Raw genomic sequence first — 25,490 nt, 5'->3', positions numbered from 1 at the left:
GGCCCGCTCGGGGCTGCCGGGGGCGTAGCTGTGGACCGGCTCGTTCACCGGTGCGGGGACCTGGGTCACAGCGTCCATGCGCACACGCACTCCTTCGAATCGCCTGTCGCCGCGGATCTCGCGTCACGGCCAACGGTAGGAGCTGCTATCCGTCCCCCCGTTGTCGGCACGGCTAACATCGGGGGTCAGGACTTGTCCGCGCGTACGAAAGCGGGGTGCGCGATGGCCCAGCAGCCCCAGCTGCCCGAGCAGCCCCATCCGGCGCCGCCGGTGCCGACGCCGGAGCCGGTGCAGCAGCCGGAGGAGGGCGTCAGCCTGCGGCAGCTGCTGATGTCGCTCGGGGAGCCGCTGGTGGAACTCCAGGCCGCCCCCGCCGGTCTGGACGTCGAGGTGCGGGACGTGGCGATCCTCGACCCGGAGGACCCGGCGCAGGCACTGCCCGGCGAACTGGTGCTGGCGATCGGCGCCCGCGGCCGGGCCGCGCTGCCCGCCCTGCGGGCCGCCGGGGCGGCCGGGGCGGCGGCGGTCGCGGTGAAGCTGGACGCCCCCGGGCAGGCGGCGATGCTCAGCGAGGCCGCCGCCGAGGCGGGGGTGGCGCTGCTGTCAGTGCGCCGGGAGGCCCGCTGGGAGCATCTGGACGCGCTGGCGCGGGCGGTGCTGGGCAGCGGCCGACCGGAGCCGGGCGGCGGCGGGTCCGGCGGCGACCTGTTCTCGCTGGCGCAGACCACGGCGGTGCTGACCGGCGGGATCGTCTCCATCGAGGACACCTCCAGCCGGGTGCTGGCCTACTCCCGCTCCGCCGACGAGGTGGACGACCTGCGACGGCTGTCCATCCTGGGCTGGCAGGGCCCGGAGCCGTACCTGTCCAAGCTCCGCGACTGGGGTGTCTTCCAGCACTTGCGCACCTCGGGGGCGGTGATCGCCATCGAGGACCACCCGGAGCTGGGCATCCGCCGCCGGCTGGCGGTCGGCATCCGGGCCGGCACCCAGTCGCTGGGCACCATCTGGGTGCAGGAGGGCGGTCGGCCGCTGGAGCCGCGCGCCGAGCAGGTGCTGCTGGGGGCGGCCCGGGTGGCGGCGCTGCACCTGGTACGGCGGCGGCGCGAGGTCTCCGCCGACCTGCGGCTGACCCAGTCGCTGCTGGCCGGGCTGCTGGACGGCTCCACCGGGCCGCAGTCGCTCGCCACCCATCTGGGGCTGGACGCCCGCCGCCCGGCGCTGGTGGTCGGCTTCGCGCTGCGCACCGGCGCGCCCGCCGCCTCCTCGGTGGAGCTGACCCGGTCCGAGCTGACCAGCCTGATATCGGTGCACGCGGCGGCCCGGCACCACAGCGCCCTGGTCTCCCCCGCCGAGTCCCGGGTGCATGTGCTGCTGCCGGAGCTGCCGGGCGGGATGTCGCCCACGACGGTGCGCGGCTGGGTGCTGGAGATCACGGAGGCAGCCCGCGCCCATCTGGGTGTCCCGCTGCGGGCGGCGGTCGGCCCGGTCGTACCGCAGCTCGCCGGGGCGCCGACCTCGCGGCAGCAGGCCGACCGGGTGCTGGCGGCGATGGACCGGGGGGTGATCGACGCCGAGGTGGCCTCGCTGGACGAGGTGCAGGCGGAGGTGCTGGTGGGCGAGGTGCTGGCGCTGCTGGCGGAGCGCCCGGCGATCCGCGATCCCCGGCTGGCCGCGCTCACCGAGCGGGACGCCCGGCACGGCACCCGGCTGGCCGAGTCGGTGCTCGCCTATCTGGACGCCTTCGGTGACGTCCGCGCGGCGGCGGAGCGGCTGCACATCCACCCCAACACGCTCCGCTACCGCGTCCGCCGGGCCGAGGAGCTGACCGGTCTCGACCTCGCCCACCCCCAGCAGCGGCTGCTGGCCACCCTCCAGCTGCGGTTGGGCACCTGACGGCCGCCCGGCTACCGCCGGGGCCGCATGTCTCCGCCGTGGACCGTCCGGTAGTCCGGCACCACCACGCGGGTCGACGGGCTCTCCCGCTGCACCTGGGCCAGGAAGCCGGCCAGGTCCGCCCCGGGGTCACGGTGCGGCGGCCGGCTCAGCGGCCGTTCGAAGTCGTCCCAGTGCACCGGTACGACGATGCCGGGCCCGCCGAGCGCGGTCAGCAGCCGGGGGACATGGCGGTGGGTCGCCGCGCTGGACCGCACCGCGACCATGGCGATGTCGGGCCGGATGCCGTCCGCCGCCCGAAGTCGCCGGCGCCCATCAGGAAGGCCGAGGGTCCGCCGGGGACCGTCAGCTGGAAGGCCAGGGTGTCGCCCTCCACCAGGGTTTGCGATGGTCGCCGGGGCACCGCCCGCCCGGCGTTCGGTGCTGCCGCCTGCGGTACCGGTCCGCACACCGGTGTCCCACAGGTCGGGCCGGCGAGGGGTGCGGCGGGTGGGAGCGGTCGCTGTCCCCGGCCGCTCCCGACCCCGCCGCTACTGCCGGGCGGCGAATCCGGCCCTGGTGCGGGCGACCTCGGAGAGGACGGCCCAGTCCTGCTCGCCCCAGCCGTGGGCGAGTGCCTGGAGCAGGGCGTCGTGCACCAGGCCCGCCATCGGCAGCGGGACGTTGTTCGCCGCCGCCGCGGCCTGGGCGAGCCGGACGTCCTTGAGCCCGAGGCGGGCGGTGAAGCCGGCCGGCTGATAGGTCCGGCTCGCGACCAGCCCGCCGTAGGTGGTGTAGACGGGGCCCGGCAGCACCGTCTCCGTCATCACCTCGGTGAAGAGGGCCCGCTCCACCCCGAACGACTCGACGAGCGCGCACGCCTCGCTGATCGACTCGATGGCGTTGGCCACCATGAAGTTGACGGCCGTCTTGACGGCGTTCGCCCGTTCGGGCTCCGGCCCCAGCCGCCAGACCCGCCGGCCCAGCGTCAGCAGCAGCGGTTCCAGCCGCCCGATCCACTGCGGATCGCCCGCCGCCAGGATGTGCAGCGCACCGGCGGCGGCCACCTCCGCCCGGCCGAGCACCGGAGCGGCGAGGTAGCCGATGCCGTGCTCGCGGTGGTGGGCGGCGAGCTCCAGGGCGCAGCCGGTGGACACCGTCGCCATGTTGACGTGGACGGAGCACTCGGCGTCCACGAGTACCCCGGTGTCCAGCACCTGCCGGCGGATGCTGTCGTCGTCCGCCAGCATGGAGAGGACCACCGGCCGGGCGAAGGCGTCCTGGAGAGACGCGGCGGGGACGGCGCCCAGCGCGGCCAGCTCCGCGACCGGCGCGGCCGAGCGGTTCCAGACGGTGACGCGGTGCCCGGCGTCGAGCAGGCGGCGCGCCATGGGCCGCCCCATGGTGCCCAGCCCGACGAAGCCGATGTCGGCCACCGGGGTCGGGTCGGCGGGCGTCATCCGCTGCTCCCCCGGTCGGCCGGGTCCGTACCGCCGACCGGGTCCGTACCGCCGGTCGCGTAGTCGATCGCGAACCGGTCGGCGCAGACCTCGTCCAGGCGCGCCATGAACCGCTGGTGCGCCGGGTGCTCCCAGTAGGCGTCGAAGGCTCGGGCGTCCTGGAAGCGTCCCAGGCAGCCGTGGGTGTAGCCCCGGGCCAGCCCGGACGGGTTGGTGTTCTCGCCCCAGGTCAGCTCCAGCAGCCCGGGGACGGCGCCCGCGACGGCGGCCGCCAGCTCCCGGACGGCGTCGGCGAGCCGGTCCTCCCGGCCGGGGTGGGGCCGGAACACGACATAGTGTTCGAGCATCGGCTACACCGTGGCCTTCGGGCCGCTGCCCGGGGCCGCGACGCGGTCACCCCGGTCCACCGAGAAGGAGAAGCCGTTCCAGTAGCGCGTCCCCGCCACCAGCAGCTCATCGGCCGGGAAGCGGGTGATGACCTTCGCCCCGTCCGCCGTGACCACGACCTCCTCCTCGATCCGGGCCGCCGACGAGCCGTCCTTGGTCGGCCAGTAGGTCTCCAGCGCGAAGACCATGCCCTCCTCGACCGGCACCGGGTGCTCCAGCGAGTGGTAGCGGCTGATCAGCGGCTGCTCCCAGACCGAGAGCCCGACGCCGTGGCAGTACTGTAGGCCGAACGCCTCCTCCTCGCTGGAGTAGCCGAGGTCCGCGGCGCTGGGCAGCGCCCGCGCCACGTCGGCGCTGGTGGCGCCGGGCCGTACCGCCGCGATGGCCTGGTCGATGGCGTCGCGGGCCCGCTGGTAGGCGTCGCGCTGCTGGGCGTTGGAGCTGCCGACGTTGAGGGTGCGGTAGTAGCAGGTCCGGTAGCCGTTGAACGAGTGGATGATGTCGAAGTACGCGGTGTCCCCGGGCCGGGTCATCCGGTCGCTGAACACGTGCGGGTGCGGGCTGCACCGGTCGCCGGAGATGGCGTTGACGGCCTCGACCTCCTCCGAGCCCAGCTCGTACAGCACCCGGTTGACCAGCGCGACGCAGTCGTTCTCGCGCATGCCGACGTGCAGCGTCCGGTAGAGCTCGTCGTAGGCCGCGTCCACCATGCCCGCCGAGTGGTCCAGCAGCGCGATCTCGTCGACGGTCTTGATCCGGCGGGCCCGCTGCATCAGCTCCTGGCCGTTGACGATGTGCAGGCCCTCCCGCTCCAGGGCGCGCAGCACCGGGATCTCGACCACGTCGATGCCGACCGGCTCGTTGTGCAGGCCGTGCTCGCGCAGCAGGTCGGCGATCCGCTTGGCGTTGCCCGCCTCGATGCCCACCTCCTCGGGGATGGAGCCCCGCCAGCTGGAGAGGCCCGCCCGCCAGTTCTCCTCCGGGAGCCAGCTCGCGTGCATCCGGTGCTGCCGGGCCGCCGAGCCGATGTCCCACAGGATCGGGGCGTGGCCGCGCATCAGCAGGGCGCAGCGGAAGAGCTTGTCGCGGGCCCAGTTGCCGATGTGGGTGGCGGTCGTGTAGCGGATGTTGTTCATGTCGAACAGGAGCAGGGCCCCCAGTTCGGAGGTCTCCAGCGCCTGGACGGCCCGAGCCAGGCGCTCCCGCCGGAGCCGGTCGAAGTCGACGCGTTCCTCCCAGTCGACGCCGAGGGTGGCTCCGGGTGAGGCGATGCTGTTGGACGCCATAGTTGCGGTCTCCTCTCCGGACCCGGCGGGGTCCGGGCTGTTCTTCGCGGTACGGGGTGCGGGCGGTCAGCAGGGCGGGCGGTCAGACGGGGGCGTACTCGCCCTGTTCCGCCTGGTGGGCCGGGGCGCGGGGGGCCTCGGTGTTCCGGCCGAGCAGCGACCAGGCGGTGTCCACGACGTGCTGGGTGGACAGGCCGTACTTCTCGAAGAGGTAGCGGCCGGACTTCGAGCCCTCGGCGAAGGTGTCCTGGAGGCCCACCCGCCGCAGCGGCACGCCGGCCCCGGCCTCGGCCAGGATCTCGGCGACGGCCGAGCCGAGGCCGCCGATGACGCTGTGGTTCTCGACGGTGACCACGGCGTCGGCGGGGCCGACGGCCCGCAGGATGCCCGCCCGGTCGATCGGCTTGACCACGGGGACGTTCACCACGCCGGCCGACACCCCGGCTCCGGCCAGCACCTGCGCCGCCTGGAGGGCCGCCGAGAGCATCATGCCGCTCGCGATCAGGACGACGTCCTCGCCGTGGACGAGGTGCTGTGCGGAGGTGAGCGAGAACCGGTGGTCCTCCTCGAAGATCACCGGGATCTCGCCGCGCTTCAGCCGCAGGTAGACCGGCCCCGGGTGGTCCACGATCGCCGGGACCACCTGGGCGATCTCGACCGCGTCCGCGACGTCCACCACCGTCATGTTGGGGAGCGCCCGCATGAGTGCAACGTCCTCGATCGCCTGGTGGCTGGGGCCGCCGGGGGTGGACACCCCGGGCATGAACCCGATGATGCGGACGGGCAGGTTCGGGTAGGCGATGGCGTTGACCACCTGGTCGTACGGCCGGCGGGTCGCGAACACCCCGAAGGTGTGCACGAAGGGGATCAGTCCCTCCCTGGCCAGCGCCCCGGCCATGGACATCATGTTGGCCTCGGCCATCCCCGCGTGGACGAACCGGTCCGGGAACTCCTCCTGGAACAGGTCGATCTCGCACTGGCGGGTCAGGTCGCCGGAGAGGCAGACCACCTCGGGGCGGTGCCGGGCCAGTTCGACCAGGGCGCGGCCGTAGGGCTTCAGAACGGTCGGGTAGGGGGCCTCATGCACGGTCGTCCTCCAACTCGCGGAGCGCCAGCGCGGCCAGCTCGGCCGGCAGCTTGATGAAGTGGCCGTCCGCGTCCGGCGGCAGGCAGGACAGGCCGTGGGTGGTCGAGGTCCTGGCGATCACCACGCTCGGGCGGGGGTCGGTCACCGCCCGGCCCAGGGCGTCGAGCAGCTGCGCCGGGTCGTGCCCGTCGACGTCCTCGGCGTGCCAGCCGAAGGCGCGCCACTTCTCCGCCAGCGGTTCGATCGTGGTGATGGAGCTGACCGGCCCGTCCACCTGGGAGTCGTTGGCGTCCAGCAGGACGACCAGGTCGCCGAGCCGGTGGTGTCCGGCGTACAGCGCCGCCTCCCAGGTCTGGCCCTCCTCGACCTCGCCGTCGCTGACCAGGACGAAGGTGCGGCGGGTCCCTTCCACTCCCTTGAGCCGGTCCGCCAGGGCGAAGCCCGCCCCGCCGGACAGCCCCTGGGCGAGGGAGCCGCAGGTCAGGTCGGTGCCCGGGGTGCGTTCGGTGCCGATGGCCTCCAGGTCCGAGCCGTCCTGTCCGTACCGCGACAGCTCCTGCTCGGACAGCTCGCCCGCCTCGGCGGCGGCGGCGTACGCCGTGATGACGTAGTGGCCGGGCGAGCAGACGAAGCGGTCGGTCCCCGGTCGGAGGAAGCGGGTACGCAGCGTGGCGACGGCCTCGGCCGAGGAGAGGGCCTGCCCGAGGTATCCGAAGCCGTGCGGGGCGACCATCTGCACGGCGCGCAGCCTGATCCGCCGCGCCAGGCGTTCGATCTCCCCGATGGCCCGGGTGGGTTCCTCCGTACGGGGGGCGGTGGTGCCCGGGGCGGTGGTGCCCGGGGCGGTGGTGCTCGGGGCGGTGGTGCTCGGGGCGGTGGTGGGGGTCATGCCTCTTCCTCGCTGCTCCGGCCGAGCATCGCGACGAACAGCTCGTACGCGGTGTCGAGATCGGCCTCGTAGCCGGCCGACGGGCTCATGGACTTCAGGGCGCGCCGCCCGGTAGCGGCGAGGGCGCCGGAGCCGGCCGCGAGCTGCGCGTACTCGGCGGCGCGGCGCTCAACGTCCGCTGCGGGCACCAGGTCGGCGATGGCACCGAGGTCCAGGAGCCGACGGGCGTCGAACGGGACTCCGGTCACCACATTGAGCGTCGCGACCTTGGGCGGCAGCAGGTGCCGCACCGGGACCTGGGCGATCATCGGCCAGCTTCCGCCGGCCACCTCGACGGTCCCCATCCGGCTGCCCTCGGCGGCGACCGTGACATCGGCGAGCAGCGCCAGGGAGAACCCGGAGGCGAGGGCGTCCCCCCGTACGGCGGCGATCACCGGCTTCCGCAGTGCGGGGACCAGCTTGAGCAGCCGGATCACCTCGGCCGCGAACCCGGCGGAGGTGCCGGTCCGGCGCAGCTTGGGCAGGTCGGCGCCGCCGCAGAACGCGGTGGGCGACCCGGCGAGTACGACGACCGCGCAGTCGGGGTCCGCCTCGGCGTCCAGCAGGGCCTGGTTGAGCGCGGCGGTGAGGTCGAGGTCGAGCAGGTTGGCGGCGCCGTTGTCCCACGCGATCCAGGTCGCCGGGGTCCGCCGGACCACCGAGACCCGGGGGTCGGACGCCGGTCCGGCGGCGGGGCGCCCGGGTGATGCGGTCATGGTCGTCTCCTGTGGTTCCACCGGTTCACCGGCCGGCCGACGAGGGCGGGAGCGGTGCGAACTCGCCGTAGCCGCCCCGCAGGAACAGCAGCGGCCGGCCGGGCTGCTCCACGTCAAGGTGGTCGACCCGCCCCATGACCAGGTGGTGGTCCCCGGCGTCACCGACGTGGTCCACCGTGCAGTCGATCCAGGCGACGGCGCCCTCCAGGATCGGGGCGCCCGAGGGGGCGGGCCGCCAGCGGAGGTTCCGGAAGCGGTCCCGGACCGGCCCGGCGAACACCCGGCAGACCTCTTCCTGGTGCGCCCCGATGACGTTGACGCAGAAGCTGCCGTGCTCGCGGATGACGGGGAAGGTGCTCGACGTCCTGGTCGGGAAGAAGGCGACCAGGGCCGGTTCCAGCGAGACCGAGGTGAAGCTGCCGATGGTCATCCCGACCGGTTGCCGCTGGGCGTCCAGCGCCGTCACCACGGTGACCCCGGTGGGGTAGTGGCCGAGCACGTGCCGGAACTTGCGGGCGGCCTCCGAGGTGCCGGCCCCGGCTGCGGTGAGTGTGGTGGTCATGCTCTCTCCTCTCCCATGGCCCGGCGGTCAGACCTCGACCGTGAGGCCGCCGTCGGCGCCCAGCAGCAGCCGTCCGTAGACCTCGGTGGCGATCGCCGGAGTGGCGTGGACGTGGCTGCCGGCCATCCCGGTGTCCTGGAAGATCCGGCTGAGCGGGCTGGTCTCCATGAAGCTGCCGGAGCCCGCCGCCTTGAGGAGCTGGTCCACCGCCTGCTGGACCAGCGTCACGATGAACCCGGTGTCATTGCGGACCCGGGCGCGGGCCACCTCGTCCGGGTACCGGCCGCTGATCGCCGACTCGTCGATGTCGCGGCAGGCGCGGTGGGCCACCAGTTCGGCGGCGTCGATCCTCGCGCTGGCTTCGGCCACGGCGATCTGGTGCACCGGCGAGTTGCGGGCCCGGGTGTAGACGCTTCCGACCACTCCCTTGGTACGCAGCCGCTCCATCGCCAGGTCGAGTGCGGCCCGGCCCAGGCCCAGCTGGATCGCGCCGAAGATGATCGTCCCGGTCGGCAGGAACGGCGCCCGGACCCGTACCTCGCGGTTGCGCAGTTCGGTGGCGTAGTCGCCGGCCACCAGGTCGTCGAAGTACTGGAAGCGGTGGTCGGGGACGAAGACCTCCTCGATCACGACCGTGTCGCTGCCGGTGCCCCGCATGCCGATCGGGAACCAGGACCGCTCGATGGTCCACTCGCCGGGGTGGAAGAGGCCCAGGGCGTGCCGCAGCGAGCCGTCCTCCTGGGGGGCCAGGAAGCCCGTGACGGCGTGCGTCGCCGCGTAGGAGCCCGATGCGTACGGCCAGCGCCCCGAGACCAGGTAGCCGCCCTCGACCTTGGTGGCGGTCGCCGCCGGGGCGAGGATCGCGCAGCAGCGGGCGTCGGGGTTGCCGCCCCAGACCTCGTCCTGGGCCCGGACCGGCCAGGTGGTGGCGAACCAGTTGCCGATGTTGAGCAGCATCGCCGTCCAGGCGGTCGAACCGTCGCCGCGCGCCAGCTCGGCGAGGACGTCCACCGTGGTCCGGGAGTTGCTCTCGTGGCCGCCGTAGCGCCGGGGCACGGTCAGCTTCAGCAGCCCCTGCGCCTCCAGCGCCCCGATCACCTCGGGGACCGCCCGGCCGGCCCGGGACCCCTCCTCGGCGCGCTCGCTGATCAGGGACCGCAGCGACGCGGCCCGCGCGACGAGCTCCCGGTCCGGCTCGGTGGACGCGCCCGCCGCCGAGGCGGACACCGGCTCGCTGCTCAGGGTTGAGGTTGTCATCTGGAACTCCAATGCGGGACAGGAGCTGCGGCCCCCGATTTCTCCTGCCTGGAGTCTGTGACGCGGCCGGTGGGGTGGCCATGGGCCCGGCTCCCAAGGCCGCCGCGGCATTTGTGCACCGCGCCGCCCGGCCGGCGCCGCCCGCCGGGCCGACTGGTCACGCCGCACAACCGCGCCGCCGGTTCGGTGCATCCTGCACAGAGACGCGGCCCCGGTAGTGACCTCGCCCGGTGGGCTGGGTCACAGTGTCCGGAGGGAATCCTGCGGCCCGGCACCGCAGTGGCGCGGAAGCAGGTGGCGAAGGCATGGACCACGCATGGGTGAAGCGGCTCGCGGCCGAGGGCCCCGAGGAGGGTGTCACCTCCCTGGGGACGCGGCGCCGGGCCTCCGCCGTGATCGGTGAGACCGCGACCGCGTGGGCGGTCGGCGCGGGGCGGCGGATGGCCGCCTACATCCTGGAGACCCTGGTGGACTGGCCGGGCGACCACTCGGAGGAAGAGGTCGAGGTGCTGCGCCGGGCCACCGAGGCCAGCACGCTCGACACCCTCACCGCCCTGGTGGCGCACGACCGGAACACGCTGGCGCAGTCGGCCGAGCCCTTGCAGAACGTCGCCTACTACGTGCGCCGCGGCATCCCGCTGGACGAGGTGGTCCGCAATGTGCACGCCGGTCAGGAGTTCCTCACCCAGGAGCTGCTGGGCTGCGTCGAGGCCCTCGTTCCCGAGGAGTCCCGGATGCGGGTGGTGAAGGACATGACCAGGGTGGTCATCGAGTCCTGGTCGCTGTTCGCCCGGAACGTCTCCATGCAGTACGCGGAGGAGTACGAGCGCTGGTCCAAGAGCCGCGACGGCATGACCGCGCAGCTGGTCCGGCGCATCCTCGACGGGGTCAGGGTCGATCCCGGGGAGGCGGCGCGCGAGCTCGGGCACGGGATGGAGCAGAGCCACGTCGGCCTGGTCCTCTGGCTGGCCGGGGTGGACGCCGACAGCGCCCGCGCCTTCGACTTCGACGCCGTGGCGCGCGAGATCGCCGCCGTCTCGCTCAGCGGCGGGCGCCCCCTCGTCGTCCGGCACGGGTTCTCCCAGGCGGACGTCTGGCTGGGCTCCCCGGCCGCAGGAGTGGCGGACCGGCTGGCGGACCACGGGGCGTGGCCGGCCGCGCTGCGGGTCGCGGTCGGCCTGCCGGGCAAGGGGCTGTCCGGCTTCCGGACGACCCACCGGGACGCCAAGGCGGCCGAGCACGTGGCCCGGCTCTCGCAGACCGCGAACGCCGTCACCGCGTACCAGGACGTCCGGCTCGTGTCACTGCTGGCCGCCGACGCCGAACGCGCCGGAGCCTTCGCCCGGTCGGTCCTCGGGCCGCTGAGCGCCCGGGACGCGCGGACGGCCGAGCTGCGGAAGACCCTGGCGGCCCACATCGACACCAATGGCAGCGTCGCGCTGACGTCCCGGGTGCTGCACACGCACCGCAACACGGTGACCTACCGCCTGCACCAGATCGACCACCTGCTCGGCGAGAACCGCAACAACACCGAGCTGCGCTGCGCGCTCGAACTGGTGACGTACCTGCCCCAGGTGCTGTTCGCCCCGCACCGGCCCGACTGAACCCGGCCGCCCTCCCGGAGCACCCTCGGGAGGGCGGCCGGGGCCCTCGGTGACGGGGGGTCAGCCGGCGTCGGCGAGCAGCCGCTGCTCCTTCTCCGGTTCGATGCCGAGCACGGTCGTGCCCTGCCGGTACGGCTCCGCCGTCGGCCCGCGCTCGCACAGCCAGGCCCAGGTGTCGCGGACGGTCTCGGCGATCGGGCGGCAGCGCAGCCCGGCGGCCTGGGCACGGGAGGTGTCGGCCTGCCAGATGGCGGTCCATTCGGGCGTCTCGGGCGCCCAGAGCGGCAGCTCCGTCCACATCCCCACTCCGGCGGCGAGCAGCAGCCGCTCATCCGTCCAGACCAGTTCGGCGTTGCTGCCGGTGGCTGCCACGCAGGCGGCCAGCAGCCCGCCCAGCGTGGTCGAGCCGGGCGGGGCGGTGGTGACGTACCGGCCGGCCGTGCCCCACTCCAGCAGATCCGCCCCGAAGGCGGCGAAGTCCCGCGCGTCGATCAGCTGGAGGGCGCGGTCCGGGTCGCCGGGCGCGAGCACGCTGCCGCCCCGGGTGATCCGCTCCAGCCACCAGGGGAGGCGGCCGACGTTCTCGTACGGGCCGACGAGCAGACCGCAGTTGAGGATCAGCGACCGGTCGGGGCCGAACCGCTCCAGCAGGGCGCGTTCGCAGCCGGCCTTGAGCTGGTTGCCGGGGGGCTGGTCGGGCGGGGTGTCGGCCGGGCAGGGGTGGGTGGGCGAGTCCTCGTCCACCGGGAGCGCGCCCCAGTCGGCGAAGGCGTGGATGGAGGAGACGAAGGTGTAGTGGTCGGCGTGCGGGCGCAGCAGCCGGGCGGCGAGCGCGACGGCGTACGGCTGCTGGCCGGAGCTGTCCACCACCGCGTCCCAGTGGCGGTCGGCACGCAGCCGCTCCAGGTCGGCCGGGGAGTTCCGGTCGCCCCGGACGGCTTGGACGCCGGGTTGGTCGGGGCCGCTGCGGCCTCGGTTGAAGGTGGTGACGTCATGGCCCCGGCGCAGCAGCTCCGAGACATAGGCGCGCCCGAGGAAGGAGGTGCCGCCGAGTACGAGGATCTTCATGCCCGCCAGCGTGTCCACTTCCTCCGGGGACGAACAGCACCGTTCGCTCTGGGCTCAGCCGGTTCACCCATGGCGGACAACTGGTGGCCGGACGACTGGCGGGCCGACAACTGGTGGGCCCGGTCCCCGGGTTCAGGCGGAGAGCGGTTGGCCGGCGCAGTCGGCGGGGTCCGGCGCGCAGGCGACGGCCAGCTCGTCCAGCGACAGTCCCAGCGCGGCGGCCAGCGCGGCCACGGTGAAGAAGGCCGGGGTGGGTGCCCGGCCGGTCTCGATCTTGCGCAGCGTCTCGGCCGACACTCCGGCCGCCGCTGCGATCTCCACCATGCTGCGGTCGCCGCGTGCCTGGCGGAGCAGCGCGCCGAACCGTTCGCCGCGTTGCCGTTCCCCTGGGGTCAAAGGCGTTCTCACCATGCCCGTGATACTAATACCGGTATAAGAATTGGTTCGCAGTGCGGTGGAGTGAGGAGCCCAGGACATGGTGGAGATCAAGACCGATCCGGCGCTGGACGCGATGCGGCAGGCCGGGCGGGTCGTGGCGCATGCGCTGGCCGCCGTCCAGCAGGCGGCGGCGGTGGGGGTCCGGCTGCTGGAGCTGGACGAGGTGGCCCGAGCGGTGCTGGCCGAGGCCGGGGCCCGCTCCCCGTTCCTGGGCTACCGGCCGTCCTTCGCGCCGACGCCCTTCCCGGCGGTGATCTGCACCTCGGTCAATGACGCCGTGGTGCACGGCATCCCCGACGGCTACCGGCTGCGCGACGGTGACCTGCTGAGCGTCGACTGCGGCGCGGAACTCGACGGCTGGACCGGCGACGCCGCCGTCAGCTTCACCCTCGGCACCCCCCGCCCGGCCGACCTGGCCCTGATCGCCGCCACCCGCGCGGCCCTCGACGCGGGGATCGCCGCCGCGCTGGTCGGCAACCGGGTCGGTGACATCTCCCACGCCGTCGGCAAGGTCGCCCACGCCGCCCGCTGCGGCATGCCGACCGACTTCGGCGGCCATGGGATCGGCCGCCGGATGCACGAGGACCCCGGCGTCCCCAACCGCGGCCGACCGGGCCACGGCTACCGGCTGCGCCACGGCCTGGTGCTGGCCATCGAACCGATGCTGCTGGCCGGCGGCCGCGACGACTACCACACCGCCGCCGACGGCTGGACCCTCCGCACCACCGACGGCAGCCGGGCCGCCCACATCGAGCACACCGTCGCCATCACCGACGAGGGCCCCCGCATCCTCACCCTGCCGTGACACCGCAGCGGAGCCCGTCGGGTCGAGTCGTCGGCGGCCGATGGCCGATCCGTTCAAGACCGGAGGTGCGGGTACGGCCTAGCGTCGAGGGATGCAGTGGATCGACGACAAGATGATCAGCCGCGCCGGGGACTTCCTCTGGGCCGGCGGCCGGGTGCTGGAGCAGCGGCGGTTCGAGCTGCTCTTCGGTGGCGGCGACGGGCCCACGGGGGTGCTCGCCGCGCTGGCGGCCCACCGCAGCGCGGACGGGGGCTACGCCTTCGGCCTGGAACCGGACGTACGGGGGCCGACCGGCCAGCCGATCGCGGTGCCCGCCGCACTGCGGGTGCTGGCGGAGGCCGGGGCGCCGGTGGTGCGGGCGAGGATCAGGGCGCGCTGGAAGCGCAGGACGGCGTGCAGCTGCTTGGGGCCGTACCCGACGGCGTCGGTGACCCGGCGCCGCAACTGGCGCCCGGAGAGGGTCAGCGCGGCGGCGAGCTGCGGCAGCCGGGACGGGGCCGGGCGGCCGAGTGCGGCGACGGCCCGCTCGACCACCGGGTCGGGGCGGTGGCCGCGCAGCAGCTCGGCCGTGAAGCGGTCGAGCTCACGGGCGGCGGCCTGCGGCCCGTCGGCCCCGGCCAGCCGCTCCGCGAGCCGCCGCGCCCGGTCGCCGTGGAACTCCTCCAGCGGCAGCTGCGCATCGCGGACCTCCGACGCCGGGACCGGCCCGAGCAGCAACCCGGCCGCCCCCGGTCGCAGCCGTACGCCGACGACGCCGGCGCCGCCGGGCACCTCGACGGTCCGGGGGCCGAGGTCCGGCCCGACCAGTTCCAGGGCGCCGCCCCGCCAGATCAGGTCGACGCAGCCGTCCGGGACGATCAGCTGGCCGTGCGGGCGGAGGCCGACCGTCTCCCGGGACCAGAGGCACACCGCGTACCGGGCCGGCAGCGCCGCCGGCCGCCACTGCGCGTACCGCGAGAAGGTCACCCCGCCAGCCTGCCAGAGACCACCGACACGGCGTGCCGAGGGCTCCGGTCAGCCCCGATGCCGGGAGCGGCGCCAGGACTCCCAGGCGGCCAGCCAGTGGGCGAGGGACCGCTCATAGCGCTCGACTTCGGAGGGGCCGCGCGGGCGGGCGGCCCACAGGGCCTGCCATGCCTGCTGGGCGCGGAGGCTGGGCACCTCGCTGCCGAAGACGGTGTGGCGGACGGTCTCCTCCACCGCCTGCCGCCCGTCCTCGGTACCCAGCGCCCAGTCGGTCCGCTCCGCCAGCCGGACCAGCTGGTTGACCATGGACGCCACCGCCTGGTCGGCCTGCTGGCGCTCCTCGGAGGCGAGCCGCATCTGCTGGCGCACCGCGTCCTCCCACCGGCCGCCGCGATCCTCCGCCCGGAGCCGGCGCGGCGTCCTCGGGGTGCGGCCGGCGCTCAGCTGCTGGGCCAGCACCGTGGCCCGCTCCATCGCGCCGACCGCCAGCCGCCGGTGGGCCTCCAGCCCGACCGGCACCGCCCGCTCGGCCTCGGCCAGGGCGGCGCTGCGGGCGGCGGTCTCGGCGGACAGCCGCGCCCGGCCGGCCAGGTACGGGGCCACGTCGGAGACCGTCACCAGGGTCACGCCCGGCACCGGCACCCCGCGCCCGGTGACCGTCAGCTCCAGCGGGCCGCCGCGCCGGTCCAGGGTCAGCTGCGCCGCCCACAGCTCGGGCCCGCCGCCCTCGCGGGGCTGCTCGACCCGTACCCGGGCGGGGGCCGGCACGCCGTCCACCGGCAGGTACAGCTCCGCGATGCGGGCGGCGCGCGGTCCGTCGCCCTCGTCCAGGCCGGTCCACTCGAAGAGGCGGTCCCGCTCGTCCTCGATCACCTCGTCCAGGCCGCTGAGCACCTCGCCCTGGAGGTCGTCCCCGGTCAGCGCGGTGCGTACGGTGAGGAACGGCCCCGCCGGGTCGAACGGCCGGCCCGCGCAGAGGATGAAGGCGACCAGCTCGCCGTTGACGCTGTGCCAGCCGGAGAGTATCCGCTGCCCCGGCAGCTCGGCCCCCGGCGCGTACGGCAGCCGGCCGACCCGCCGCCAGGGCGCCAGCGCCTCCTCGACCGCCTCGGCGAGCGGCTGCCTCCCGGCCGCCCCCGATCCGTCCCTCCTCACATGCATGGCTCCGCCCCCTTCACCCGCGGCTGACCGTGCCCTAGGGATCACGGTACGTCGGTACGCGCAGGACAGCGCCACGTTTTCAGCCGCGTTCACCTGACAGAGTGTCAGGGAAGCCGGTTCCGGGCGGTGCGGCGGGTGGCGGGGCGGGGCCGGGCGTCAGGACGGGCGGCGGGAGCGGGCCTTGTAGGCGGCCTTGCGGGCCTCCTTGGCGACGTTCTTGTCGCCGTGGTACTCCCCGATCGCGTCCAGCACATCGGCCGTGCAGACGTGGTCGACCCGCCACAGCTCGCCCAGGAAGGCGGCCGGTTCCGGGCTGAGCGGCAGGCCGCCGACCAGCTCGGTCATCAGCTCGGTGTCCACCTCGGCGTCCATCAGCTGGGCGGCCAGGGTGTCGACCGTGGTCCACAGCGCCATGGTGCGACCCGGCTCGGGGACGTCGGCGGCGCCGTGCTGGACCAGCCAGGCGCGGCCGAAGCCGCCCAGCTCCGGGTCGTCCAGCACCTCGCGCACGGCGGGTTCGGCGGCGGTGCCCAGCTCGGTCAGCGCCAGCTGGCAGAGCATCCGGCGGACCGGACCCAGGGTGTCGCCGCCCCGGGCGGCGGCCAGCAGCTCGCGGGCGGCGGGCAGCGGGTCGCGGCCGCGCACCCACTCGCGGATCTCCTCGTCGGGCAGCACGTTCAGCGCCTCGGAGACCCCGGTCAGCAGGGCCGCCGCGTCACCGGTGGCGTGCTCACCGACCAGCGGCGCGTCGAAGCCCTCCTCCAGCAGCCACTGCCGCACGCCGTACTGGCCGAGCGGGGTGAGCCGGACCAGACCGAAGCGGGCCGCCTCCTCGTCGTCCACCGGGGCGTCCGGCTGGGCCGGCAGCTCGCCCTCCTCCGGCTCCTCGAAGAGGTCCGGGTCGATGGGGCGGTACTCCAGCAGGCCGATCTCGGCCAGGTCGGCCAGCATCGGGTCCAGCGAGACCATCACCGAGGTGATGTCACCGAGCATCTCCTCGGTGGGCTCCTCGCCGTCCGGCACCACCAGCAGCGCGGCCAGCACACCGAGCGGCACCGTCTCGGCGCCCGGCTCCGCGAAGGCGGTGCTCTCGTACAGCACCTGGAGCGCCTGGTCGAGGAGTTCCTGTGCCTCCTCGCGGGCGGCCTCGGACTCCTCCACCGAGGCGGCCGGCTCATCGGCCGGCTGCGCGGCGTCGGCGCCCAGCTCGTCGTCCGGGAAGGGCAGGTCGGCCTCGACGGCGGTGTCCAGCACCACGTCCGCGGCGCTCAGCCACGCCTCCAGCACCGCGCCCGGCTCGCCGGACTCCACCCCGGCCAGCTCGGGGCCGGGGCGGGCGACCTCGCCGTCCCCCTCCCCCGGGCCGGCCCGGCCGACCACGATCAGCTCCAGGTCCACCGCCAGTGCCCAGGCCCGCAGCACATCGGCGGTCACGCCGTTGCCCTCGTCCTCGGCGGCGGCCTCGGCGGGCAGCCCCAGCGCGGCGGCGGCCTCGGCCACCGCCGCGGCGGCCGGCTCGCCGAACTCGTCGACCGCCCGATACGGCGCGGTCCAGCGGGCGAGCCGGACCGCCCGGTCCAGCAGCGGCACCCGCAGCGCGGCGGCGGCCAGCTCGGGCTCCGGCAGCAGCCGGACCGGGGGGACGAACACCGGCTCGTCGTCCGGGTCGGCCTCGTCCGTGAAGCCGCCCGAGGTGAGGGCGCCGTACAGTTCCTCGACCGCCAGGTCGGAGGGGAGGACCCCGCCCTGCTCCGCGCCCGAGCCGGTCACCGACGGGCGGTCAGGGTTGTTGCGGCGACGTCCGGCCATGGTGGCACGCTCTCCTCGGGCTGGCACGGGTGCGGTATCGGGACGGCCGGTCAGCGGTGCGTCGGGCACGACTGCCGGTTCCGGTTGCAGCCTAGCGGCCCGCCGACGGCCGGTCGGCCACCACCGGGCGGCGCCGGGTGCGCGCCGCGCGGGGTCAGACCGCCCCCGGCCGGCGGTGGCGGCGGCCGTGCTCCTGGTGCGGCGGGCGCTGGTCGCCGCCGGGGAAGGCGGGCCTGGGCAGGGTGTCCAGCGAGGTCTCCGCCGCGATCAGGTCGCCCTCGGTGTCCGGCAGCCGGGGCGGCCGGCGCGTCCCGTCCGCGAACTGGAAGGCCGAGGTGAGGTCGCCGAAGGCGGACCGGCGCCAGGCGGTGAGGTTCTTCTCCCGCACCCCGGTGAACCGCTCCAGGAAGCGCAGCACCGAGGTGTGGTCGAACGGTTCACCGGCCACCCACCCGCCGACCGTCCAGGGCGAGACCACGATGCACGGCACCCGGAATCCGGCCCCGATGGGCAGCCCCCGGACGACCTCCCCGGGCGTCCCGGGGCGGGGCACCGGCGGGCGGACATGGTCGAACAGGCCGTCGTTCTCGTCGTACGCCAGGATGAAGACCGTCTTGGCCCACACCTCCGGGTTGGCGGCGATCGCCTCGATCTTGGACGCGATGTAGTCGGCCCCCGCCGCCGGCAGGTAGTCGGGGTGCTCGGACTGGTAGCTGGTCGGGATCAGCCAGGAGACGGCCGGCAGCCGGTCGTGGTAGGCGTCCTCCTCGAACGTACCGGCCGGACGGGCGGTCAGCCCCCGCTCGTACAGCGCGCTGCCGACCCGGGCCCGCCGGAAGGACTCGAAGGACACCAGCATGTTGCAGCCGTAGTTGTCCTCCTCCTGGTAGACCTGCCAGCTGACGCCCGCCGCCTGCAACCGCTCCGGGTAGGTGGTCCACCGGAACGGCTCGGGCGCCCGGTTGGTGATCACCGGGCCGCCGTGCTTGCCGCCCGGGTCGATGCTGCCGGTCATCCAGTAGAGGCGGTTGGGCCAGGTCGGGCCCATCACCGAGCTGAAGTAGTTGTCGCAGATGGTGAAGGACTCGGCCAGCGCGTAGTGGAACGGGATGTCGTCCCGGTTGTAGTAGCCCATGGTGTACGGCCCGTCGGCGCCGTCGGCGGCCCGGTGGGCGCGCACCCAGCGGTCCATCCGGCCGTAGTTCCAGGACTCGTGCTGCACCTCCCAGGCGTGGCTGGTGGAGGGGATCGCCTGGGCGCTGGTGCGGCGGGTGTCGAGGTGGAACGGGAGCAGGTAGCCCTTGGGGTTCTCCGGGTCGGGCTGGTGGAAGACGTCCCGGCCGCCGGGCAGCTTCATGGCGTGCGGGTCGTCGAAGCCGCGCACCCCGGCCAGGGTGCCGAAATAGTGATCGAAGGATCGATTCTCCTGAAGCAGCAGCACCACGTGCTCCACGTCGCGCAGCGAGCCGGTGCGGGTGCCCTCGGCCACCGCCTGCCGCACGCTCGGTGGGAGCAGCGAGGCCGCCGCGGTTCCGGCCGCGGCCGCAGCCGCCGAGCCGAGCAGTCTCCGTCGGGTGATCCAGGGCATGGGTGTCCGCCTTTCCACCGCGTCGCCGGCAGCGCTTGAGGGGTACGGCTCGTGGGCCGTACCCGACTCTCGCCGAGCGGCGGCGCAAGCGCCGGGAGCGGCGGGGCGACGCACGGGCGATGTCAGGGGCACGGGGGACGTTCCTGCTCCGGACGGGGGAAGGCATGCCGGGCGGCGGACCCCGTTTTCCACCCACGGCCACCGAGGCCGTATTCTTCGGATCGGTCCTGTACGCACGACGTCAGGCATCCGGGACTGTGCCCTGCGCACGACTGCCCCGCCCGCCTGGGCCGGGGGCGGTCTGCGACGGCTGGAGCCCCACCGCAACCCGCAACCCGGCTCCACCCGGATGCCCGTACGACGGCCCACACCCTCGGCGCCGTCGCACGGGCACCTCGGCACACCCCCGCCGACCCGGCTCTGGGGCCTGTCCCACAGGAGACCCACGACCGTGGTGGACCTCGGGTCGGCCGGAACCCGGCTGACTGATTCCCTGCTCCCACGCGAGCTCGCCCCCCGCGAAGTACTGCGCCTGTCCGCCGTCAGCCGCTGGAACGCGGTGCGCGGCATCCGCGTCGGCCTGTCGGCCGCGACACTGCTGGCCCTGCTCACCGGCGCCAATCTGGCCACGCCGCTCTACCCGCTGCTCCAACAGCGGCTCTCGCTGACCGCGCTGGACACCACGATCCTGTTCACGGTCTACGTCTTCGCGCTGGTCCCGGTGCTCGCCGCCGTCGGCCACTGGTCCGACCACCTCGGCCGGCGGGCGCTGCTGCTGCCCGCCGTCGCGCTCGCCGCCGCCGGGGACGCGGTCTTCGCCACCTCCGACGGCTTCGCCCAGTTGGCCGTCGGCCGGGCCGTCCAGGGCGTGGCGGTGGGCATGGCCACCGGCGCCGCCGGGGCCGCGCTCGGCGACCTGCTGCCCGACCGGCCGGGGCTGGCCGCCAAGCTCACCCTGGCCGCGTCCGCCGGGGGTGTGGCGACCGGGCCGGTGATCGGCGCGGCGCTGTCCGGCGGCGAGCATCCGGTGCTCACGCCGTTCCTGGTGCACGCGGTGGCGCTGCTGGCGCTCTGCGTACCGCTGGCGCTGCTGCACCCCCGGATGCCCGGCCGGCAGCCGGCCGCCCGGGAGCGGCGGCCGCACCGGCAGGCGCTGCGGCCGCGTGCGCTGGCCCTGCCGTCCCGGGGGCGCCGGGTGTTCCTGCTGGCGGCGGGTGCCGGCTTTGTGAGCTACGCCGTCTTCGGCGTCTGCCTGAGCCTGGCCCCGGCCTACAGCGCCGACCTGCTGCACACCGATTCCCGGATGGTCGGCGCGGTGGTGGCCGCGCTGCTGCTCGGCTCCTCGGCGGCGGCCCAGCTGCTCGTCCCGCCGACCGCCGGGCGGCTGGTCCCCGGACTGGGCATGGCCGGTCTCGCGGCCGGTCTCGCGCTGGTGGTGGCGGCGGGCTGGCTGCACGCACCGGAGCTGCTGATCGCGGGCAGTGTGCTGGGCGGGTGCTGCCAGGGGCTGGCGTTCCGTACGCTCTTCACGGCCGCCTGTGCCGCGATGGACCCGGAGGGGCGGGGCAGCCAGCTCAGCGCGTTCTGGGTGATCGTCTATCTGGGCAGCTCACTGCCGATCGTGGCGGTGGGCGCCATCGCCCAGCGGGTCGGCCTGCTCCCCGCCGTCAGCGGCTTCGCCGCCCTGGCCGGCGCGGCCTGCCTGGCCCTCTCCCTGGCCGCCCTCCGCCCCGGCCGCCCGGCTGCATAGGGCGCCACGCACCACCCCAGGGGCGCGAGGAACCGCGCGACCAACCCACCACCCACGTGGACACCGCACCGGAGCAGCCGACTGCCTCCCCCGCAGTGTCCAAGCGGCCCCCGCCAGGGAACGCCGCTGCCGTGCGGCCCGGAGCGGGCGGCACGGCAGCGGCGGTGATGCGGGTCAGACGTTGAAGCCCAGGGCGCGAAGCTGCTCGCGACCCTCGTCGGTGATCTTGTCGGGGCCCCACGGCGGCATCCACACCCAGTTGATCCGCAGATCCTGGACCAGGCCGTCGGTGGCGCTGCGCGCCTGGTCCTCGATCACGTCGGTGAGCGGGCAGGCCGCCGATGTGAGGGTCATGTCGATCGTGGCGACATCGGACTCGTCGATGTGGATGCCGTAGATCAGACCCAGGTTGACCACGTCGATGCCCAGCTCCGGGTCGACCACGTCCTCCAGGGCGACGGCCAGGTCCTCCACCGAGACGGTGCCGGCGGTGGTGCCGACGATGCCGGACGTGGTGGTCTGCTCGATGCCGGCCGGGGAGGCCGCCACCGAGGTGCTGCTCTCGGTCTCGCTCATGCTGCGTCCTCCTACGGACTCACTCGGGGTGCTGGGCCAGGGCCTGGGCGGTGGCGTCCTTCCAGGCCATCCAGCTGAGCAGGGCGCACTTGACGCGGGCGGGGTACTTGGAGACACCGGCGAACGCGACCGCGTCCTCCAGCACCTCCTCGTCGCCCTCCGCCTGGCCCTTGCTCTGCATCAGCTCCAGGAACGCCTCCTGGACCTTCTGCGCGTCACCGACGCTCTTGCCCACCAGCAGGTCGCTGAGGACGGAGGCGCTGGCCTGGCTGATGGAGCAGCCCTGCGACTCGTACGACACATCGGTGACCACCGGGCCGTCGAGCTTCACCCGCAGGGTGATCTCGTCGCCGCACGTCGGGTTGACGTGGTGCACCTCGGCGTCGCCCTCCCGCAGCCCCTTGCCGTGGGGGTGGCGGTAGTGGTCCAGGATGATCTCCTGGTACATGGAATCGAGCTTCACGGTTGCGGGTCCTCCTACCCGTTCAGGCGTACGCCTCAGGCGCCCACGCCGAAGAACGCGCGCACCTGGTGCAGCCCGTCGATCAGCGCGTCCACCTCGGCCGGCGTCGAGTACAGATAGAACGACGCCCGCGTGGTCGCCGGAATTCCGTACCGCAGGCAGACCGGCCGCGCGCAGTGGTGGCCGACCCGGACCGCGATGCCCTGCTCGTCCAGCACCTGCCCCACGTCGTGGGGGTGGATGTCGCCGAGGGTGAAGGAGATCGCGGAGCCACGGGACTCGGCCGTACGCGGGCCGATGATCCGCAGGTCGGGAACGTCCGCCAGCCGCTCCAGCGCATAGGCGGTGAGGGCGTGCTCATGGGCGGCGACGGCCGCCATGCCGATGCCCTGGAGGTAGTCGATGGCCGCGCCGAGCCCGACCGCCTGGGCGATCGGCGGGGTGCCGGCCTCGAACTTGTGCGGCGCCGGGGCGTAGGTGGAGGAGCTCATCGAGACGGTCTCGATCATCTCGCCGCCGCCGAGGAACGGCGGCAGGTCCTCCAGCAGCTCATGGCGGCCCCAGAGCACCCCGATGCCGGTCGGGCCGAGCATCTTGTGGCCGGTGAAGGCGACGAAGTCGGCGCCGAGCGCCTGCACGTCCAGCGGCAGGTGCGGGGCGGCCTGCGAGGCGTCGAGCACCACCAGCGCGCCGACGTCCTGGGCGCGGCGGACGATCGCCTCGACCGGGTTCTCGGTGCCCAGGATGTTGGAGACCAGGGTGAAGGAGACCACCTTGGTCCGCTCGGTGATGAGTTGGTCGATGTTCGACAGGTCCAGCCGGCCTTCGTCGGTGAGGCCGAACCACTTCAGCGTCGCACCGGTGCGCTGCGCCAGCAGCTGCCACGGGACGATGTTGGAGTGGTGCTCCATCTCCGTGATGACGATCTCGGCGTCGCTGTCCACCCGGTAGGGCTCGTCGGCCCAGCCGAGCATGTTGGCGACCAGGTTGAGCGACTCGGAGGCGTTCTTGGTGAAGATGACCTCGTCGCGGCTGGGCGCGTTGATGAACGCCGCGACCTTGTCGCGGGCGCCCTCGTACAGCGCCGTCGCCTCCTCCGCCAGCACATGGATGCCGCGGTGCACATTGGCGTTGTGCTGCTCGTAGTAGGTGTTCAGCGCTTCGAGCACCTGGCGCGGCTTCTGGGAGGTCGCCGCGTTGTCCAGGTAGACCAGCGGCACGCCGTCGTGCAGCAGCCGCTGCAGGACCGGGAAGTCCTTGCGGATCGCGTCGGTGTCGAGCAGCCCGGTCAGCGCCGGACGCGTCGCCCCGGTGCGGCTGTCCGCCGCGGGAGTACGGGTCACTCGGAAGCGCCGCCCTTCACATAGGCCTCGTAGCCCTCGTTCTCCAGCTTGTCCGCGAGCTCGGCGCCGCCGGACTCGACGATCCGGCCGGCCGCGAAGACGTGGACGTAGTCGGGCTTGATGTAGCGCAGGATGCGCGTGTAGTGGGTGACCAGCAGGGTGCCGACCTCGCCGGACTCGCGGACCCGGTTGATGCCCTCGGAGACGATGCGCAGGGCGTCGACGTCGAGGCCGGAGTCGGTCTCGTCCAGGATGGCGACGCGCGGGCGGAGCAGCTCCAGCTGGAGGATCTCGTGCCGCTTCTTCTCGCCGCCGGAGAAGCCCTCGTTGACATTGCGCTCGGCGAAGGCGGGGTCCATGTGGAGCGCCTCCATCGCGGACTTGACCTCCTTCACCCAGGTGCGCAGCTTGGGGGCCTCGCCGCGCACGGCGGTGGCGGCGGTGCGCAGGAAGTTGGAGACGGAGACGCCGGGGACCTCGACGGGGTACTGCATGGCGAGGAAGACACCGGCCCGAGCCCGCTCGTCCACCGACATGGCGAGGACGTCCTCGCCGTCCAGGGTGACCGAGCCGCCGGTGACGGTGTACTTGGGGTGCCCGGCCAGGGAGTACGCCAGGGTGGACTTGCCGGAGCCGTTGGGGCCCATGATGGCGTGGGTCTCGCCCTGCTTCACGGTGAGGTCGACGCCGCGCAGGATCTCACGGGGGCCGTTCTCGGCCTCGACGGTGACGTGCAGGTCGCGGATTTCAAGGGTGGCCATGAGGACTCAGGACTCCTGGGTGACGGAGACGAGTACCTCGTCCCCTTCGATCTTTACGGGGTACACGGGAACAGGCTTGGTGGCGGGCGGCCCGGAGGGCTTGCCGGTGCGCAGGTCGAAGCTGGAGCCGTGCAGCCAGCACTCGATCTGGCAGTCCTCGACCTCGCCCTCGGAGAGCGAGACGTTCGCGTGCGAGCAGATGTCGTTGATCGCGAACACCTCCCCCTCGGTGCGGACGATCGAGACCGGGACGCCGTCCAGCTCGACCCGCTTGGGGGTGCCTTCTTCGAGGTCGCCCAGCGCGCAGGCGCGCTGGAAGCCTGCGGTGGGAGCGGTCATGCGAGCGTGGCCTCCAGCTCCGCGTCGATCCGCTCCATCAGCTTCTCCTGCACGTCGGGCAGGCCGATCTGCTGGACCAGCTCCGCGAAGAAGCCGCGCACCACCAGGCGGCGGGCCTCGTCGGCGGGGATGCCGCGTGCCTGGAGGTAGAACAGCTGCTCGTCGTCGAAGCGGCCGGTGGCGGAGGCGTGTCCGGCGCCCACGATCTCGCCGGTCTCGATCTCCAGGTTGGGTACGGAGTCGACCCGGGCGCCGTCGGTGAGCACCAGGTTGCGGTTGAGCTCGTAGGTGTCGGTGCCCTCGGCCTCGGCGCGGATCAGTACGTCGCCGATCCAGACGGCGTGCGACTCCGCGCCCTGCAGCGCGCCCTTGTAGGCGACGTTGCTGCGGCAGTGCGGGGTGTCGTGGTCGATGAACAGCCGGTGCTCCAGGTGCTGGCCGGCGTCGGCGAAGTACAGGCCGTACAGCTCGGCCTCGCCGCCGGGGGCGCCGTAGACGACCCGGGGGTGCAGCCGGACCAGGTCGCCGCCGAAGGTGACGACCACCGACTTGAAGGACGCGTCGCGGCCCACCAGCGCGGTGTGCTGGCCGGCGTGCACGGCGGTGTTGTCCCAGTCCTGGACGGAGACCACGGTGAGCTTGGCGCCGTCACCGATCAGGTACTCGACATTGGCGGCGAGCACCGCGTCACCGGTGTGCTCGATCACCACGACGGCCTCGGCGAAGGCGCCCAGCTCGACCACCTGGTGGCCGTACGCGGTGCCGCCCTCGCCGTGCACCGAGATCCGGATCGGCTCGGTGAGCACCGTCTCCTTGGGCACCGAGACCACGGACGCCTTCTCGAAGGAGGTGAACGCCTGGGCCGAGACCCGGTCCACCGGCTTGCCGGCCCGGCCGACCCGGGGGTCGTCCCGGTCGACGGTCTCCTGGGTGGCGCCGTCCGGCAGGACGGTCTCGACCCGCAGGCCGCCGTCGGCCTCGGCGGTGCCGTCGTGCAGGCCACGGAGGCGGTGCAGCGGGGTGAACCGCCAGTTCTCCTCGCGGCCGGTGGGCACCGGGAAGTCGGCCACGTCATACGAGGCGACCGTCTCCGTACGGGCGTCAACCGGCTGGCTGACGGCGGCTGCGCGGCCGGTGCCGGGGCCGGCCAGCTGGGCGCCCGCGCCCGCCGTGCCGACCTCGATGGAGCCGGCCGTGGTGGAGCCGGTCGTGTTCTGAACGTCAGCCATGCTGCCTTCCTTGTGTTCGCTCGCCCGGGGGTCCC

Annotated in this window: 25 protein-coding genes; 4 read left to right on the top strand and 21 right to left on the bottom strand. The window is 73.9% G+C overall.

What is annotated here, in order from left to right; genetic code table 11:
• Positions 1 to 222 precede the first annotated feature (222 nt).
• Complete coding sequence (locus ACIQGZ_RS25205; protein ID WP_402605763.1) at positions 223 to 1,893, top strand: PucR family transcriptional regulator; 1,671 nt, start codon at positions 223 to 225, stop codon at positions 1,891 to 1,893.
• Positions 1,894 to 1,904: 11 nt separating this feature from the next.
• Here ACIQGZ_RS25205 and ACIQGZ_RS25200 read toward each other — a convergent pair whose 3' ends face one another.
• The 9 genes from ACIQGZ_RS25200 to ACIQGZ_RS25160 form a co-directional block, all read right to left on the bottom strand.
• Positions 1,905 to 2,150, bottom strand: coding sequence for a hypothetical protein (locus ACIQGZ_RS25200; RefSeq protein WP_402605761.1), 246 nt, complete (start codon positions 2,148 to 2,150; stop codon positions 1,905 to 1,907).
• 273 nt (positions 2,151 to 2,423) lie between these two features.
• Complete coding sequence (locus ACIQGZ_RS25195; RefSeq protein WP_402605758.1) at positions 2,424 to 3,332, bottom strand: NAD(P)-dependent oxidoreductase; 909 nt, start codon at positions 3,330 to 3,332, stop codon at positions 2,424 to 2,426.
• On the bottom strand, positions 3,329 to 3,679 hold the full coding sequence (locus ACIQGZ_RS25190) for a Dabb family protein (RefSeq protein ID WP_402605756.1): 351 nt from the start codon (positions 3,677 to 3,679) through the stop codon (positions 3,329 to 3,331). Before ACIQGZ_RS25190 ends, ACIQGZ_RS25195 begins: the two co-directional genes overlap by 4 nt.
• Before the next feature lie 3 nt (positions 3,680 to 3,682).
• Positions 3,683 to 5,005, bottom strand: a complete 1,323-nt coding sequence (locus ACIQGZ_RS25185; RefSeq protein WP_402605754.1) for a M24 family metallopeptidase — start codon at positions 5,003 to 5,005, stop codon at positions 3,683 to 3,685.
• A gap of 82 nt (positions 5,006 to 5,087) precedes the next feature.
• A complete protein-coding gene (locus ACIQGZ_RS25180) occupies positions 5,088 to 6,092 on the bottom strand; it encodes a transketolase family protein (protein WP_402605751.1) in 1,005 nt (334 codons plus the stop codon).
• Complete coding sequence (locus tag ACIQGZ_RS25175) at positions 6,085 to 6,981, bottom strand: 1-deoxy-D-xylulose-5-phosphate synthase N-terminal domain-containing protein (RefSeq protein ID WP_402605749.1); 897 nt, start codon at positions 6,979 to 6,981, stop codon at positions 6,085 to 6,087. Before ACIQGZ_RS25175 ends, ACIQGZ_RS25180 begins: the two co-directional genes overlap by 8 nt.
• Complete coding sequence (locus ACIQGZ_RS25170; protein ID WP_402605747.1) at positions 6,978 to 7,736, bottom strand: enoyl-CoA hydratase/isomerase family protein; 759 nt, start codon at positions 7,734 to 7,736, stop codon at positions 6,978 to 6,980. Before ACIQGZ_RS25170 ends, ACIQGZ_RS25175 begins: the two co-directional genes overlap by 4 nt.
• A 25-nt stretch (positions 7,737 to 7,761) precedes the next feature.
• Complete coding sequence (locus tag ACIQGZ_RS25165; RefSeq protein ID WP_402605744.1) at positions 7,762 to 8,298, bottom strand: flavin reductase family protein; 537 nt, start codon at positions 8,296 to 8,298, stop codon at positions 7,762 to 7,764.
• Between the two features lie 27 nt (positions 8,299 to 8,325).
• Positions 8,326 to 9,555, bottom strand: a complete 1,230-nt coding sequence (locus tag ACIQGZ_RS25160) for an acyl-CoA dehydrogenase family protein (RefSeq protein ID WP_402605741.1) — start codon at positions 9,553 to 9,555, stop codon at positions 8,326 to 8,328.
• A 305-nt stretch (positions 9,556 to 9,860) separates the two neighbouring features.
• On the opposite strand from ACIQGZ_RS25160, the gene ACIQGZ_RS25155 reads away from it, so the two are divergent.
• Positions 9,861 to 11,159 (top strand): PucR family transcriptional regulator, encoded by a 1,299-nt coding sequence (locus tag ACIQGZ_RS25155; RefSeq protein ID WP_402605738.1) that lies wholly within the window; start codon positions 9,861 to 9,863, stop codon positions 11,157 to 11,159.
• Between the two features lie 60 nt (positions 11,160 to 11,219).
• Here ACIQGZ_RS25155 and ACIQGZ_RS25150 read toward each other — a convergent pair whose 3' ends face one another.
• A complete protein-coding gene (locus ACIQGZ_RS25150) occupies positions 11,220 to 12,227 on the bottom strand; it encodes an NAD-dependent epimerase/dehydratase family protein (protein WP_402605735.1) in 1,008 nt (335 codons plus the stop codon).
• Positions 12,228 to 12,359: 132 nt separating this feature from the next.
• Entirely contained in the window at positions 12,360 to 12,638 is a 279-nt protein-coding gene (locus ACIQGZ_RS25145) for a multiprotein-bridging factor 1 family protein (protein ID WP_402605732.1), read from the bottom strand.
• A 64-nt stretch (positions 12,639 to 12,702) separates the two neighbouring features.
• Between ACIQGZ_RS25145 and map the strand changes: the two genes are divergently transcribed.
• Positions 12,703 to 13,470 carry a type I methionyl aminopeptidase gene (gene map / locus ACIQGZ_RS25140; protein WP_402605729.1) on the top strand — a complete coding sequence of 256 codons (768 nt, stop codon included), beginning with the start codon at positions 12,703 to 12,705 and terminating at the stop codon, positions 13,468 to 13,470.
• A gap of 252 nt (positions 13,471 to 13,722) precedes the next feature.
• On the opposite strand, the gene ACIQGZ_RS25135 is transcribed toward map, so the two are convergent.
• The 4 genes from ACIQGZ_RS25135 to ACIQGZ_RS25120 all read right to left on the bottom strand — a co-directional run bounded on the left by ACIQGZ_RS25135 (position 13,723) and on the right by ACIQGZ_RS25120 (position 18,994).
• Complete coding sequence (locus ACIQGZ_RS25135) at positions 13,723 to 14,436, bottom strand: DUF6597 domain-containing transcriptional factor (RefSeq protein WP_402605726.1); 714 nt, start codon at positions 14,434 to 14,436, stop codon at positions 13,723 to 13,725.
• Positions 14,437 to 14,484: 48 nt separating this feature from the next.
• Positions 14,485 to 15,597 (bottom strand): hypothetical protein, encoded by a 1,113-nt coding sequence (locus tag ACIQGZ_RS25130; RefSeq protein WP_402605723.1) that lies wholly within the window; start codon positions 15,595 to 15,597, stop codon positions 14,485 to 14,487.
• Between the two features lie 156 nt (positions 15,598 to 15,753).
• Positions 15,754 to 17,406: a hypothetical protein gene (locus tag ACIQGZ_RS25125; RefSeq protein WP_402605720.1), complete on the bottom strand. Its 1,653-nt coding sequence runs from the start codon at positions 17,404 to 17,406 to the stop codon at positions 15,754 to 15,756.
• Between the two features lie 154 nt (positions 17,407 to 17,560).
• Positions 17,561 to 18,994 carry an alkaline phosphatase family protein gene (locus ACIQGZ_RS25120; RefSeq protein WP_402605717.1) on the bottom strand — a complete coding sequence of 478 codons (1,434 nt, stop codon included), beginning with the start codon at positions 18,992 to 18,994 and terminating at the stop codon, positions 17,561 to 17,563.
• 451 nt (positions 18,995 to 19,445) lie between these two features.
• Between ACIQGZ_RS25120 and ACIQGZ_RS25115 the strand changes: the two genes are divergently transcribed.
• Positions 19,446 to 20,744, top strand: coding sequence for an MFS transporter (locus tag ACIQGZ_RS25115; RefSeq protein WP_402605714.1), 1,299 nt, complete (start codon positions 19,446 to 19,448; stop codon positions 20,742 to 20,744).
• Between the two features lie 174 nt (positions 20,745 to 20,918).
• Here the strand turns inward: ACIQGZ_RS25115 and ACIQGZ_RS25110 are convergent, their stop codons facing one another.
• The 6 genes from ACIQGZ_RS25110 to sufD are packed head-to-tail and all read right to left on the bottom strand — an operon-like array spanning position 20,919 to position 25,455.
• Positions 20,919 to 21,320 (bottom strand): metal-sulfur cluster assembly factor, encoded by a 402-nt coding sequence (locus tag ACIQGZ_RS25110; protein WP_402605711.1) that lies wholly within the window; start codon positions 21,318 to 21,320, stop codon positions 20,919 to 20,921.
• A 19-nt stretch (positions 21,321 to 21,339) separates the two neighbouring features.
• A complete protein-coding gene (gene sufU, locus ACIQGZ_RS25105; protein WP_402605708.1) occupies positions 21,340 to 21,783 on the bottom strand; it encodes a Fe-S cluster assembly sulfur transfer protein SufU in 444 nt (147 codons plus the stop codon).
• Between the two features lie 35 nt (positions 21,784 to 21,818).
• The gene (locus ACIQGZ_RS25100) at positions 21,819 to 23,075 is read right to left on the bottom strand and encodes a cysteine desulfurase (protein ID WP_402605781.1); all 1,257 of its coding nucleotides are present in this window, start codon (positions 23,073 to 23,075) and stop codon (positions 21,819 to 21,821) included.
• Between the two features lie 47 nt (positions 23,076 to 23,122).
• On the bottom strand, positions 23,123 to 23,887 hold the full coding sequence (gene sufC, locus ACIQGZ_RS25095) for a Fe-S cluster assembly ATPase SufC (RefSeq protein ID WP_402605705.1): 765 nt from the start codon (positions 23,885 to 23,887) through the stop codon (positions 23,123 to 23,125).
• A 6-nt stretch (positions 23,888 to 23,893) separates the two neighbouring features.
• Positions 23,894 to 24,226 (bottom strand): bifunctional 3-phenylpropionate/cinnamic acid dioxygenase ferredoxin subunit, encoded by a 333-nt coding sequence (locus tag ACIQGZ_RS25090; RefSeq protein ID WP_402605702.1) that lies wholly within the window; start codon positions 24,224 to 24,226, stop codon positions 23,894 to 23,896.
• On the bottom strand, positions 24,223 to 25,455 hold the full coding sequence (sufD, locus tag ACIQGZ_RS25085; protein WP_402605699.1) for a Fe-S cluster assembly protein SufD: 1,233 nt from the start codon (positions 25,453 to 25,455) through the stop codon (positions 24,223 to 24,225). Before sufD ends, ACIQGZ_RS25090 begins: the two co-directional genes overlap by 4 nt.
• Positions 25,456 to 25,490: the final 35 nt, after the last annotated feature.

Origin of the sequence: Streptomyces sp. NPDC092296 (assembly GCF_044755465.1) — a bacterium.
In the GTDB taxonomy this organism is placed as follows: domain Bacteria; phylum Actinomycetota; class Actinomycetes; order Streptomycetales; family Streptomycetaceae; genus Peterkaempfera.
The sequence above is the reverse complement of the archived record's forward strand: the minus strand, read 5'-3'. Positions and strand labels throughout refer to the sequence as shown.

What these genes read in the sequence shown, in the direction of transcription:
- ACIQGZ_RS25205 (WP_402605763.1), top strand. Translation starts at nt 223, where the DNA reads ATGGCCCAGCAGCCCCAGCTGCCCGAGCAGCCCCATCCGGCGCCGCCG.
- ACIQGZ_RS25195 (WP_402605758.1), bottom strand. Translation starts at nt 3,332, where the DNA reads ATGACGCCCGCCGACCCGACCCCGGTGGCCGACATCGGCTTCGTCGGG.
- ACIQGZ_RS25190 (WP_402605756.1), bottom strand. Translation starts at nt 3,679, where the DNA reads ATGCTCGAACACTATGTCGTGTTCCGGCCCCACCCCGGCCGGGAGGAC.
- ACIQGZ_RS25185 (WP_402605754.1), bottom strand. Translation starts at nt 5,005, where the DNA reads ATGGCGTCCAACAGCATCGCCTCACCCGGAGCCACCCTCGGCGTCGAC.
- ACIQGZ_RS25175 (WP_402605749.1), bottom strand. Translation starts at nt 6,981, where the DNA reads ATGACCCCCACCACCGCCCCGAGCACCACCGCCCCGAGCACCACCGCC.
- ACIQGZ_RS25170 (WP_402605747.1), bottom strand. Translation starts at nt 7,736, where the DNA reads ATGACCGCATCACCCGGGCGCCCCGCCGCCGGACCGGCGTCCGACCCC.
- ACIQGZ_RS25165 (WP_402605744.1), bottom strand. Translation starts at nt 8,298, where the DNA reads ATGACCACCACACTCACCGCAGCCGGGGCCGGCACCTCGGAGGCCGCC.
- ACIQGZ_RS25160 (WP_402605741.1), bottom strand. Translation starts at nt 9,555, where the DNA reads ATGACAACCTCAACCCTGAGCAGCGAGCCGGTGTCCGCCTCGGCGGCG.
- ACIQGZ_RS25155 (WP_402605738.1), top strand. Translation starts at nt 9,861, where the DNA reads ATGGACCACGCATGGGTGAAGCGGCTCGCGGCCGAGGGCCCCGAGGAG.
- ACIQGZ_RS25150 (WP_402605735.1), bottom strand. Translation starts at nt 12,227, where the DNA reads ATGAAGATCCTCGTACTCGGCGGCACCTCCTTCCTCGGGCGCGCCTAT.
- ACIQGZ_RS25145 (WP_402605732.1), bottom strand. Translation starts at nt 12,638, where the DNA reads ATGGTGAGAACGCCTTTGACCCCAGGGGAACGGCAACGCGGCGAACGG.
- map (WP_402605729.1), top strand. Translation starts at nt 12,703, where the DNA reads ATGGTGGAGATCAAGACCGATCCGGCGCTGGACGCGATGCGGCAGGCC.
- ACIQGZ_RS25130 (WP_402605723.1), bottom strand. Translation starts at nt 15,597, where the DNA reads ATGCATGTGAGGAGGGACGGATCGGGGGCGGCCGGGAGGCAGCCGCTC.
- ACIQGZ_RS25125 (WP_402605720.1), bottom strand. Translation starts at nt 17,406, where the DNA reads ATGGCCGGACGTCGCCGCAACAACCCTGACCGCCCGTCGGTGACCGGC.
- ACIQGZ_RS25120 (WP_402605717.1), bottom strand. Translation starts at nt 18,994, where the DNA reads ATGCCCTGGATCACCCGACGGAGACTGCTCGGCTCGGCGGCTGCGGCC.
- ACIQGZ_RS25110 (WP_402605711.1), bottom strand. Translation starts at nt 21,320, where the DNA reads ATGAGCGAGACCGAGAGCAGCACCTCGGTGGCGGCCTCCCCGGCCGGC.
- sufC (WP_402605705.1), bottom strand. Translation starts at nt 23,887, where the DNA reads ATGGCCACCCTTGAAATCCGCGACCTGCACGTCACCGTCGAGGCCGAG.
- ACIQGZ_RS25090 (WP_402605702.1), bottom strand. Translation starts at nt 24,226, where the DNA reads ATGACCGCTCCCACCGCAGGCTTCCAGCGCGCCTGCGCGCTGGGCGAC.
- sufD (WP_402605699.1), bottom strand. Translation starts at nt 25,455, where the DNA reads ATGGCTGACGTTCAGAACACGACCGGCTCCACCACGGCCGGCTCCATC.